Here is a 12167-nt window from a genome sequence, read left to right on the forward strand (position 1 = left end):
TGCAAAGGGCCTGCCAACACAGAAGGCTTGCGTAATGACAGACAGACTTGGCTACCGTCTCAAGATCGGAATCGTAATTCCATCGACCAACACGACGGTGCAGCCGGAGACCGACGGAATGCGTCCGACCGGCGTCACCAATCACATCGGGCGCATTCATATTCCCGATCTGCCGCTCGGCAATGATGCGGAGTTCGAAACCATGGTCGACGCCATCGGTCCCGATCTCTATCCTTGCATCGACCGCGTGATGACCTGCAAGCCGACGCATCTGGTGATGGGGATGTCGATCCCGACATTCTGGGGCGGCAAGGCCGGCAGCGAGCGGTTGCTCGTCCGTCTCGAAGAGCGCGCGAAAGTGCCGGTCACCATGGGCTCCGCAGCATGTATTGCAGCGTTGAAGTGCTTTCCGGCCGTCAAACGCATCGGCCTTCTGACACCCTATCAACCGGTCGGCGACGCCAACGTAGCGCGCTATTTCAGCGACCATGGATACGAGATCGCCGCGGTGCATAGTTTGAAACGACCGAGCGAAGTGCAGATCGCCCACGCCACCGAGCTCGACATCATCGACGGGTTCAAGACGCTTGCGGCAATCGGCGTGGACGCCATCGTTCAGGCCGGGACGGATCTCGCGGCGATCGATCTTGCCGCTGAAGCCGAGCGATGGCTTGGCATTCCCGTGATTGCGATCAACGCCGCCACTTACTGGCGCGCGCTTCGCCGCAGTGGAATCGACGATCGCATGGACCACTGCGGTTCTCTTCTCGCACTTCACTAGTCGTCGCGGCGCTGTTTGCACAAGGTTCGTCCATCCGACGAGAAAAACGCGTGTCCCATAAGCAGAAACGCTGCAAAGCCCCCTCATCCGCTCGTGCCAACGCTTTCTCCGCACACCGCCCTTCACCACAAAATCCAACGATCATAGAGAGTTATCGTCATGCTCCATCTTCCCGGTGCCGTCAGGACCTGCTGCATAAGTAAGCATGTTATGCGTACATACCAGACCCCGTTGACCTCCCTCGCTCGACAGGCCCTGCAGCAGGAACCAGCGCAATGACCAGAAACGCCGAAGCACAACTCCGCGCCCTGGGCCTTGAACTGCCACCGGTGCCACCGGCGCGAGGCGCGTTCAAACCGTATTCGCGATCGGGGTCGCTTATCTTTCTCGCCGGCCAGATCTGCGAGTGGAACGGCGAGGTCCGCTTCGCCGGGCAGGTCGGGGTGATGCATGATCTGCCGACCGGACAGAAGGCCGCGCAACTGTGCGCGTTAAATCTGTTGGCTTCGCTGAGCCTTGCGCTCGATGGCGAGCTTGACCGCGTAGTTTGCTGCCACCGGCTAGGCGGCTTCGTTTGCGCGCAACCCGGCTATCCCGATGTCCCCAAGGTCGTGAACGGCGCTTCCGATTTGATGTTTGCCGTATTCGGCGAGCGCGGTCGCCATGCGCGCACGGCCGTCGGCGTCGCCACGCTTCCCGCCGGAGCCAGCGTCGAGGTTGATGGAATCTTCGAAGTGTCCTGACACCAAAATGAGCACGCGTCCAACTGGCACGTTTCTCGCTAGAGATCGTTCAGCCGTAAGTAAGCGTCTTCTGCATTCAAATCGTGCACTCACCCAGAAAGCAGTTCAGTCATGACCGATGATACGCGCCATCCTACCTCCCTCCCGCATACCGGCCTTACCCGACGCTCGGCGCTTAAGGCCGCCGCCGGGCTCGCCGTTGCCGGCGCCACGACACGTTTAGCAGCGCCGGCACTCGCGCAGGCCGCTCGGCCCGTCAAGCTGACGCTGCCGTGGCTGGCCAACGGCTCGACGCTGTTCACTTACGTCGCCAAGAACCAGGGCTTCTTCAAGAAGCGCGGCATCGACATCACGATCAGCCGCGGCTTCGGCTCGGTGGCAGCCGCTCAAGCGGTCGGCGCCGGCGAGTTCGATTTCGGCTTTATCTTCGCCGGCGGTACCATTCTCGGCGCCGCCCGCGGCCTTCCGCTAGTAGCGGTATCGACGCTTGGCTACGACGCGACGATGGGTATCGCCCTGCGCGGCGACAGCCCAATCAAGACGGCGAAGGATTTGCAGGGCAAGAAGATCGGCACCGTGCCGACCTCCGCGGAGTCGCCGTACTGGCCTGCGTTCGCGCGCAAGGCCGGGATCGATACCGGTGCCGTCACCATGGTCCAGATGGACAACCGGGTGCTTGAGCAGAGCCTGGTCAACAAGCAGGTCGATGCCATCACCGCGATCGGCACGTCCAGCATCCCCGTGATCATGGCCATGAAGGAGCCATGCCGTTTCATGCTGTGGAGCACGGCGGGCATCACGCTCTATGCCGGCCAAGTGGTGACGCGGCAGGATGTGTTCGCCAAGGACAAGGAACTGTGTCGCGCCGTCAACGACGCGCTGACGGAGGGATTGGCCTACGCGCTGAAGGATCCGGAAGCCGGCGTCGATATCTTCCTCAAGGAAATTCCGGAAATGGGCATCACCGCGGGCGGGAAGGAAAACGCCAGAATCTCGCAGGGTTTAATGCACTACACCGTAATTTCGAAAGAAGCCGAAACGCAGTCGATCGGCTATACCGACATGGCGAAGGCCAGCGAAATGGTCGACATGGTGATGGAATTCGGCGCGCCGAAGGATGCCAAGAAGCCGGTGGTCAGCGAGTTGTTCACCAACGAGCTGGTGGGTTCGGTGAAGTTCTCGCCGGAGGAATGGGCGAAGGTGAAGAAGAACGTCGCCGAATACGCCGCGATCCTCGGCTGATCGCATGCTGGCCCAGGTCGAGACATTCAAGGCGATCACCGCCGCGCGGGTTCGCAAGGTCTATGAAACCCCCTCCGGCCCGGTGGAAGCCGTGGCGGAGGTGGACTTTGAGATCGCACGGGGCGACTTCGTCTCCATCCTCGGTCCTTCCGGCTGCGGCAAGAGCACGCTGATGCTGATGATCGCCGGATTGGAGTCCACGACATCGGGAGCCATCACCCTGGACGGGCTGCAGGTGTCAGGACCGCAGACCGACGCCGGCATGATGTTTCAGGACCCAACGCTGCTGCCGTGGCGCAGCGTGCTGGATAATGTGCTGTTCCCGATCGACATGCGCGGCGCGGTATCTTCCGAAAGCCGGACGCGCGCCGAAAGCCTGTTGCGGATGGTCGACCTGTGGGCCTTTCGCGACAAGCGACCGCGCGAACTGTCCGGCGGGATGCGGCAGCGCGTGGCGCTGGCGCGCGCACTGGTCAACGACCCCCGCATCCTGCTGATGGACGAACCGTTCAGTGCGCTGGACGCCATCACCCGCGACGAGATGGGCTATGCGCTGGCCCGCATTTGGGACACCACGCGCAAGACTGCCATCTTCATTACCCACTCCATTCGCGAGGCGATCTTCCTGTCCGACCGCGTGCTGGTTATGGGGCGCCGTCCGTCTACCATCATCGAGGATGTCAGAATTCCGTTCGAGCGCCCGCGCGATCCGTCCATCGAGGCCGACCCGCGCTTCAACGAACTTTATCTTCATCTGAAGGCCTCGATTCACCGAACCACGGGTGTGCAGTGAACGGGATTGTAAACAATTCAGATCTGGCGCCGACGAGCGCGGCTTCCGCGCGGGCACCCCTGCCGGCGCCGAGTCGGCCGTCGCGCCTCGGCGTGCTGCGCGGGCAGGCCCGCTTGGTCGTGCTGCCGGTCATCGCCGCGGCGCTGGTGATCACGGGCTGGGAAGCCGTGGTCCGCATCAAGCAGATCCCCAACACGCTGCTGCCCGCGCCGTCCGCGGTGGCGATCCGTCTGACGGAGACGTTGCCGTTTCTGCTCGGCCAGGCCGTGCCGACGACGCTGGAAACCATCGCCAGCTTTCTGATCTCGATGGTGCTCGGTATCAGCCTCGCGGTGCTGATCTGCAAGTCGCGGCTGATGCGCGACGCGCTGTATCCGAACATCGTGCTGTTCCAGTTGATTCCGAAGATCGCGCTGGCGCCGCTGTTCATCGTCTGGCTCGGCATTGGCAGCACGTCGCGCATCACCTTCGGCGTGTTCATCTCGTTCTTTCCGGTGGTGGTAGCGACGCTGACCGGCCTGATGTCGGTCGACCGCGACCTGCTGCGGCTGTGCAAGGCCGTCGGCGCGGACGAGTCGCGGATCTATGCCAAGGTCCGGTTTCCCGCGGCCGTGCCGCATCTGTTTTCCGGACTGAAGATCGCCATCACCTTCGCCATGATCGGCGTCATCGTCGGCGAATTCATCACCGCGCAGGCCGGGCTCGGCTACATGATCCTGTTCGCGGCCTCGCAGGCCGAGATGACGCTGATCTTCGCGTCGATTGTCGTGCTCTGCGTGATCGGTCTCGTTCTCTACGGGATTATCGTCATGGCCGAAGCCCTGGCGCTCAAGAAGTATGGAGCCTGATCGATGGACTCATCCAGCCCGGCCATCGTCCTGTCGCACGCCGCGGATGCCGTGACGATCACGGCTGAACCGGAGAGCCTGACCATCGGCCTGGCGACCACGGCGCTGGTCGTGGTCGACATGCAGAATGCCTATCTGTCCAAGAGCGGCTATCTCGACCGCGTCGGTTTCGACGTCTCGACCAGTGCGCCGGTGATCGACAAGGCGGCAGCCGTTCTGGCGGCCGCGCGCGGTGCCGGCATGTTCGTCATCCATCTGCAGAACGGCTTCGACGCGCTGCAGACAGAAGCCGGCGGGCCGACGTCACCTGTCTGGCACAAGTCGAACGCGCTGAAATACATGCGCGCCAATCCGGCCGAGCGCGGCAAACTGATCACCCATGGCACCTGGGACCATGACTTCGTCGAGCCGATGCGCCCCGTCGCGGGCGAGGCGGTGATTGCCAAGGCGCGCTACAGCGGCTTTGCCGGCACCCACCTCGAACAACTGTTGCGTGCGCGCGGCATCACCACCATCGTGCTGGTCGGCGTCAACACCAATGTCTGCGTCGAAGCCACCCTGCGCGATGCCTATCATCGCGAATTCTTCGCGCTGATGCTTCCGGACGCCACCTTGCAGGCCGGATCCAATTCGATCTTCGAGGCAACGGTGTTCAATGTCACTCGCTTCTTCGGCTGGGTGACCTCAAGCGAAAAAATGATTGCCGCACTGGCGGCCTTACCCAAATGAGCATGACAATGCCGGATTTTCTCGATCGTCCCGACGGGCGCCTGGCCTACGAGGTCAATGGCAGCGGCCCGCCGCTGTTGCTGGTAACGGGGCTGGGCGGATCGCGGCGCTACTGGGCGAACGTGGTTCCGGCGCTGGCGCACGAATTCACCGTGATCACCCACGACCACATGGGCATCGGCGACAGCCAGGGCAACCGCATCGCGCACACGGTGGAAGCCCTGACCGATGACGTCGTGGCGCTGATGGACCACCTCGGACTTCCGCGGGCCAACCTGCTCGGTCATTCGACCGGCGCCGCCGTCGGTCAGATCCTGGCCCAGGATCATCCACAGCGGTTGCTCAAGCTGGTGCTATCTGCCGGATGGGCCGGTCCAGATCCTTATTTTGAACTGTGCTTCGAAGCCCGAAAATCACTGTTGCTGGGATCTGGCATCGCCGCCTACCAGCGCTCCTCCGCCATATTCCTGTACCCGCCGTCCTGGATCAGCGCGGATGCCGCGCGTCTTGAAGCGTTGCTGGCCGGCTTCATCGCGTCGACGCCCCCGGCCGATGTGCTTGCCGCCCGCATCGACATGATCATGGCGTTTAACCGCCGCGCGCGCCGGCAGGAGATCGCCGCACCGACCCTGGTGATCTGCGCCGCAGACGACCAGTTGACGCCGATGCATCTTTCCGAGGAGCTTGCCGCCGGCATCCCGCAATCACGGCTGGTGCGCCTCGCCTGGGGCGGCCATGCCTCATCGCAGACCGCTCCGGAAGACTTTCTGAACGCTGTGCTCGAGTTCTTGCGAACTTGATTGACATTCTCGATCCGAAAAACGCGGTCGCAAGGGATCCCAACGATTGGCGGCTTTGCGCCAGCAGCTGACATTCAGTGAGCATGTTCAGGGATGCTGCCTACTCGCCCCCGAGCCCCAGCCGGTTCGGCATCCGCTTCTCGACATTGAATTTCAAAAGCGCGGCAGACCGAAAGATGCCGTGGGCGAACTTGCCGTAAGGCAATGTCAGGAACAGCGCCATCACGGTGCCGAGATGGATCGCAAGCCATAGCGCCATGAAGCGCGTGTCGCGCAGCAGTAGCAGCGCAAAGCCGGTGGCGCTGACCAGCAGCAGCAGCATGATGAAGCCGCGGTCCATGGCATTCTGCTTGCTGTCGGCGCGTAGCGCATCGCGCTTGAGATTGAGCCACAGCAGTCCGATCGGACCGATGATGAGACCGATGCCGCCGAGCGAGCCGAGAATGACAGGTGCGCTGGTGAAGGCGTAGGGCGCGTGGAGATTCCACAGATAGTGATACAGCGTCGCCACGCAGGTTGCCGCGAAGCACAACAGGAATCCGCACAGCGTGAAATGGTGGAAGCGCCGTCGCCACAGCGTAAAATTATCATCTCCTTCGTTGCAACCGTCGCCATGCCCACCGCCGAGATAGCGCATCCGCGCCACGTCAGTGATGGCTTCGGCCACAGCCGGCATCCGCGCTCTGGCGGCCGCGGCGATATCGGCGGGATTGCCGTCTTTGGTCGGCGACACCTCGCGCCAGAATTTGACCACGCCGATCGCGAGCGCCAGCATCGCGAACAGGAACACGACGCCGAACAGCAGCGCCAAGAAGTTGTGCGGGAAGATCGCGTAGAAATTCCCGGCCAACGGTTCGTGGATCAAGCGGCCGTTCATCGCGATCGCCAGGATCATGAACAGCGCGAGACCGCCCGAGAGCGCGAAGGCGACCGTCAGTCCGGCGCGCTCATAGAGACGACCGAAAGCGCGCGGCCACGCATAGTCCTGATAAGTGCGCACGCGCACCTTGGCCATCGCCTGCGGGACATTGACTGCAAATTCATGCGGCGGCGCATATTGGCAAGCGTAAAGGCAGGAACCGCAGTTATGACAGAGATTCGCAAGGTAATGCGTATCGGCCTTTTTGAATTCGAGCCGCCGCGTCATCGCCGGGAACACCGCGCAAAATCCCTCGCAATAACGGCACGCGTTGCAGATCTGCATGACGCGTGCGATCTCGGCCTCGCCGGCGGTGAGCGCATCGGCGAAACTGACGCCGCCCTCGCAGGCGCCGCCGGCGACGGGCGCTTCCAGATCAGTGACCGGCGGCATAGTCGAGCTCCTCGTGGAATGTGGGATGGCGATGCCCAGCGCTCGCCGCGGCATTGACGCCGGCGATGCGGCCGAACGCCGTGCCGATGCTCATGCCGACGCCGGCGGTGTAGCCCTTGCCGAGCACATTGCCGGCGACCATCTCGCCGGCGGCAAACAGATTGGTGCTGGCGACGTCGTTGAAGCGGCAGGCCGCCGTGGCATCGGTCTTCATGCCGAGATAGGTGAAGGTGATGCCGGGCTTGAGCGGATAGGCATAGAATGGCGGCGTGTCGATCACACGGGCCCAGTGGGTCTTGGCCGGGGTGAGGCCGTCGGTGCGGCAATCGTCGAGCGCGGTGTGATCGAAGGTACCGGGACGGCAGGCCGCGTTATACGCCGACAGGGTCTCCATGAAGACCCCAGGATCGACGCCGATCTTCACCGCGAGTTCATCCAGCGTATTGGCCTTGGTGCCGTCGAACACCGGCGGCATAAAGCGGCCGATCGCCTTCTGGTCGATGATCGACCATGCGGTCTGACCGGGCTGCTGGGCGACGAGGCGGCCCCAGATCGCATAGCGCTTCGGCCAGAAATCCTCGCCCTCGTCATAGAAGCGCCTGGCCTCGCGATTGACGACGACGCCGAGCGAGACGCAATCGATCCGCGTGCAGATGCCGCCATCATAGAGCGGCGCGCGCGCATCGATGGCGACGCAATGCGCCTGCGTGGGATCGCCGATGGTATCGGCGCCGGCATCGATCATGAACTTCAGCAACACACCCTGATTGAAGCGGGTGCCGCGGATCAGGAAGTTCTCCGCGGTCCATTCACCGCGCTCGTTCTGCCCCCAGGCCTCGCGCTGCCATTCCAGATTCGATTCGAAGCCACCGCAGCCGAGCACGCAACTTTTTGCGGTGATGCGCTCGCCACTCTCGGTGATCGCGGCGACAAACGCGCCATCCTTCAGCTTGAGACTCTTCACAGGCATATCGTAGCGGATCGCGATACCCAGCGCCTCGGCGCTGCGATAATACGCATTCACCAGCGCCTTGCCGCCCCCCATGAAGAACGCATTGGTGCGCGCCACATGCAGCGCGCCCGACAAAGGCGGCTGGAAATGCACGCCGTGCTTGCTCATCCATGGCCGGCAGCGCGACGAGTGCCGGATCACCATCCGCGCCAGTGGCTCGTCAGTCATGCCGCCTGTGACCTTCAAGAGGTCCTGCCAATACTCTTCCTCGGGATAGGCTTCGACCAGCACGTCCTGCGGTTCGTCATGCATGCAACGCAGATTGCGCACATGCATGGAATTGCCGCCGCGCCATTCCTTCGGCGCGGACTCGAGCATCAAGACCGAAGCGCCTGCCTCGCGCGCCATTAGCGCCGAGCACAAAGCCGCATTGCCGCCGCCGATCACGAGCACGTCAGGCATGGATGTGGATGTCTTCACGCGATGGGCTCCGATGCGACGTGGCGCCCTGCGAGCCAGCCGAATGTCAATGCCGGACCGAGGGTGATGCCCGGGCCGGGATAGGCGCCTTCCATAACCGAGGCCATGTCATTGCCGCAGGCATAGAGGCCCGAGATCGGTCGACCGCCTGTGGCGAGCACGCGGGCCTGATCGTCGGTCACGATGCCGGCGGACATACCCAGATCCGCCGGCTGCACCGCAACGGCGTAGAATGGCCCATCCTTCAGCGGCGCGACGCACGGGTTCGGTTGCTGATCCGCATCGCCGAGCGAGCGCTGATACACATTGCTGCCGCGTCCGAAGGCTGGATCTTCCCCGCGTTCGGCATCCTTGTTGAAAGCGGCGACGGTGTGCTCGAGTGCCGTCGACGGCGCACCGATCTGTCTGGCGAGTTCGCCGAGCGTCTTTGCGCGCTTGAGATAACCGGACTGGACATCCGAGCTAACCGAAGCAGTGAACGGCTTGATCTTGCCGAGCCCGTATTTCCAGAGAAAGCGGCTGTCGCAGATCAGCCAGGCCGGGATCGCACTATTGGCATGCGCAAGCTGAGCGCGGACGAATTCATGATAGGAGACGGCTTCGTTGACAAAGCGCTGGCCGTTGCTATCGACAGCGATCAGACCGGGTTTGGCACGATCGGTCACCGTATGCGGATAGACGCCGCGGCTGCCATCGGCGCGGGTGAAAGTCGAGGCCGGCACCCAAAAGGCGCCGTCGCGGGTCGGCGCGGAGAGCTGCGCACCGATCGCCATCGCCAATCGCGCACCACGGGGCGCATCGCCGGCGGAAACCGTTGCTGTCAGCGCACCGGCACTGTCCGGCACGAAATCGCGACGCAAGTCTGCGTCATGTGAGATGCCACCGGTCGCCAGCACCACGCCGCGGCGCGCGCGCACACGATGCAGCCGCGCCGAGGCATCGCGCGTTTCCAGCATGGCGACGCGTCCATTGGCGTCGGCTTCCAGACGATTGACCGTGTTGCAAGTCCGGACGGTGACACCGAGATCCAGAGCGGATTTTAGTAACCGCGCCACCAGCGCATTGCCGAGATAGAGCGTGGTGCCGCGGCGCGCGCCGAGCCGCTGCAGCCCATATTTGAACAGCAGTTTCGCCACATGCAGCGCCGAGCGCGGCGACTTCGCCATGCGGCGCAGATGCGGGATGTCCTGACGGCTGATCATCATGCCGCCGAACAGCATGAATTCCGGCAGCGGATCGCGCACCAGCGCGAACGCCTTGCCGAGCGAGCGCGCGTCGAAGGGCACCGGCTCGAGCACGCGGCCGCCTGCCGTCGCGCCGGGCAGATCCGGATAATAATCGGGATAGGTGACGACGGGCTGCAAACGCAGGCTGGTGCGTGCTTCGAGATCGCGGATCGCCGCATCGCCGCTCGTGATAAACGTCTCCAGCCGCTGGCGGTCGGTGCCGGGCACCGTTTCGGCGAGGTAAGTACGCGCGGCGTCGAGACTGTCGGGGCGTTGCGCAGCAGCGGCCTTGTGATTGGCGGGAATCCACACCATGCCGCCGGAGATCGCCGTCGTGCCCCCCACAACGTCGGCCTGTTCCAAAAGTAAAACCGAGCAGCCCTGCGCGGCCGCGGTGCTGGCAGCGGTCAGGCCGCCGGCACCTGCGCCTACAACGACGACGTCGAAGACGTCTTCCGGTGCGTCAGGGCTCGCTGGTGTCATACCATGCCGCCGTTTGGCTGCACGATCTGGCCTTGCACCCAGGATGCCTGATCGGAGGCGAGAAAGCGCACGACCTCCGCGATCTCCTCCGGGCGCCCGATGCGGTTCAACGGACTGAAGGCGGCCATGCGCTGCTTCACTTCCTCGGTCTTGCCGGCATTGAAGAGATCGGTATCGACGGGACCGGGCGCGACGCCGTTCACGCGCACGCCGCGACCGGACAATTCCTTGGCCATCGCGCGCACTAGGCTCTCAACCGCCGCTTTGGTTGCCGCATAGGGACCGGTACCCGGCACCACATGACGCACCAGCGAGGTCGTGATAGCGACGATGGCGCCCTTATCCTTCACCTTGCGCGCGGCTTCAGCGAGCACGTTGAAAGCGCCGACCACATTGACATCGAGTAACTCACGGAAATTGTCCGGCGAGAAGGTCGTCAGCGGCGCGCCAGGAACGTTGATTCCGGCATTGGCGATCACCGCATGCGGCGCCGAACCGAAGTCGGCCTCGACCTGCTCGAACACTTTCGCGACCGCCGACGCATCGCGAATATCGACCTGATAGCTCTTGCCGGGACCCGATGTTGCCTTGGTCGCATAGGTCGAAGCGACCTGCCAGTCGGCATCCGCAAAGGCCTTGACACAGGCAGCGCCGATACCGCGCGAACCACCGAAAATGATTACAACGGGAGATGATGTCGACATGGGTTAGTCCTCAAAGGAGTTAGCTGAATTGGCGAAGAGTTCCACCCTCCCGGCGAGGGCATGGTGGGTCGAGCGCCGATGTTGGTTCGTGTTGTCAGGACGACGACGTTCCGTTCATGCGTTCGCGCGTTGCCGCGATGGTCGCCTCGATGCCACGCTGCAGATCGTAGCGCGGCGCGTAGCCGAGTTCGGTCCGCGCGCGGCTGATATCGAGCGCACCTTTCACCGCGCTCAAAACCTTGCCGCCGTGATGGTAAGGCCCGCCGTCGCCGACCGTGATCTTCGCGCCCGGAATGGCGCGATTGACGGCCTCGGCCGCGTCGCGCAGCGTCGGCGCTACGCCCGTCGCAATATTGTAGGCATCGTAACTGTGCTTCGACTTATCGAGCGCGAGCAGCGCTCCCGCAACAGTGTCGTCGATATAGACCTGATCGACCGCAAGATTTCCACCATCGGGCTGGTGGAACGGCTCGCCACGCAATGCCGCCTCCACGAAGGTTCGTGGCATTCGCAAGCGGGGCAGATGCGGGCCGTAAACCCAGCAGGTCCGCACATTGATGCATTCAAGACCATGGTCGCGTGAATAGACACGGCCATAATGTTCGGCGGCGAGCTTGGTAAGGCCGTAGATGCTGAGTGGCTTCTGCGGATGATCCTCGTCGATGACCGGGCTCAGGAAGTCGCCATAGGTCTCTTCGGTGCTGATATGGACAACACGCTTCACGCTACTGAGGCGCATTGCCTCGAACAGGTTGATCGCGCCCTCGATATTGACGCGCTGCGCCCTGATCGGGATATCGGCGGCTTGGATCACGCCGACGATGGCCGCGGTATGGATCACCGCGTCGGGACGATGCGTCTCGAATAGCCGCATCACCTGATGCCATTCGCCGAGATCGGCAACCACCGGGGTCAGCCGCTGATCGCACGCAGCAATGGCCGCGATCGACGGCGATACGCCAAGGTCGGTCGCGATCACGGCATCGCCGCGCTTCAGCAGCGCTTCGACGATGGCGCTGCCGAGCCAGCCGCTACCACCGGTGACGAGAATTTTCTTTCTCATGATATTCGCCT

The 12167-nt window shown here is 63.2% G+C and carries 12 protein-coding genes; 7 read left to right on the plus strand and 5 right to left on the minus strand.

All coding sequences use genetic code 11. The features are described from left to right. The first annotated feature begins 34 nt into the window (after nt 1-34). The 7 genes from A4A58_RS24355 (at nt 35) to A4A58_RS24385 (ending at nt 5936) form a co-directional block, all read left to right on the plus strand. Nucleotides 35-781 carry a maleate cis-trans isomerase family protein gene (locus A4A58_RS24355; RefSeq protein WP_068737036.1) on the plus strand — a complete coding sequence of 249 codons (747 nt, stop codon included), beginning with the start codon at nt 35-37 and terminating at the stop codon, nt 779-781. Nucleotides 782-1056: 275 nt separating this feature from the next. Further along, nucleotides 1057-1524: a RidA family protein gene (locus A4A58_RS24360; protein ID WP_068737038.1), complete on the plus strand. Its 468-nt coding sequence runs from the start codon at nt 1057-1059 to the stop codon at nt 1522-1524. A 111-nt stretch (nt 1525-1635) separates the two neighbouring features. Continuing rightward, nucleotides 1636-2766, plus strand: a complete 1131-nt coding sequence (locus tag A4A58_RS24365; protein ID WP_068737040.1) for an ABC transporter substrate-binding protein — start codon at nt 1636-1638, stop codon at nt 2764-2766. 4 nt (nt 2767-2770) lie between these two features. Further along, entirely contained in the window at nt 2771-3559 is a 789-nt protein-coding gene (locus A4A58_RS24370) for an ABC transporter ATP-binding protein (protein ID WP_068737043.1), read from the plus strand. Next, on the plus strand, nt 3556-4407 hold the full coding sequence (locus A4A58_RS24375) for an ABC transporter permease (RefSeq protein WP_081422042.1): 852 nt from the start codon (nt 3556-3558) through the stop codon (nt 4405-4407). Before A4A58_RS24370 ends, A4A58_RS24375 begins: the two co-directional genes overlap by 4 nt. A gap of 3 nt (nt 4408-4410) precedes the next feature. Then, nucleotides 4411-5136 carry an isochorismatase family protein gene (locus A4A58_RS24380; RefSeq protein WP_068737044.1) on the plus strand — a complete coding sequence of 242 codons (726 nt, stop codon included), beginning with the start codon at nt 4411-4413 and terminating at the stop codon, nt 5134-5136. Nucleotides 5137-5144: 8 nt separating this feature from the next. After that, nucleotides 5145-5936 carry an alpha/beta fold hydrolase gene (locus A4A58_RS24385; protein WP_158005738.1) on the plus strand — a complete coding sequence of 264 codons (792 nt, stop codon included), beginning with the start codon at nt 5145-5147 and terminating at the stop codon, nt 5934-5936. Between the two features lie 100 nt (nt 5937-6036). On the opposite strand, the gene tcuB is transcribed toward A4A58_RS24385, so the two are convergent. The 5 genes from tcuB to A4A58_RS24410 form a co-directional block, all read right to left on the minus strand. Beyond that, complete coding sequence (gene tcuB / locus A4A58_RS24390; RefSeq protein ID WP_081422044.1) at nt 6037-7248, minus strand: tricarballylate utilization 4Fe-4S protein TcuB; 1212 nt, start codon at nt 7246-7248, stop codon at nt 6037-6039. Further along, nucleotides 7232-8662, minus strand: coding sequence for an FAD-dependent tricarballylate dehydrogenase TcuA (gene tcuA, locus A4A58_RS24395; protein WP_068737048.1), 1431 nt, complete (start codon nt 8660-8662; stop codon nt 7232-7234). The genes tcuB and tcuA overlap by 17 nt, the downstream gene beginning before the upstream one ends. A gap of 14 nt (nt 8663-8676) precedes the next feature. Further along, entirely contained in the window at nt 8677-10389 is a 1713-nt protein-coding gene (locus A4A58_RS24400) for an FAD-dependent oxidoreductase (RefSeq protein WP_068737050.1), read from the minus strand. Next, the gene (locus A4A58_RS24405) at nt 10386-11093 is read right to left on the minus strand and encodes an SDR family NAD(P)-dependent oxidoreductase (protein WP_068737052.1); all 708 of its coding nucleotides are present in this window, start codon (nt 11091-11093) and stop codon (nt 10386-10388) included. The genes A4A58_RS24400 and A4A58_RS24405 overlap by 4 nt, the downstream gene beginning before the upstream one ends. A gap of 94 nt (nt 11094-11187) precedes the next feature. After that, nucleotides 11188-12156 (minus strand): NAD-dependent epimerase/dehydratase family protein, encoded by a 969-nt coding sequence (locus A4A58_RS24410; protein ID WP_068737054.1) that lies wholly within the window; start codon nt 12154-12156, stop codon nt 11188-11190. Nucleotides 12157-12167 lie beyond the last annotated feature (11 nt).

This window comes from Tardiphaga robiniae (assembly GCF_001618955.1).
GTDB classification, from domain to species: domain Bacteria; phylum Pseudomonadota; class Alphaproteobacteria; order Rhizobiales; family Xanthobacteraceae; genus Tardiphaga; species Tardiphaga robiniae_A.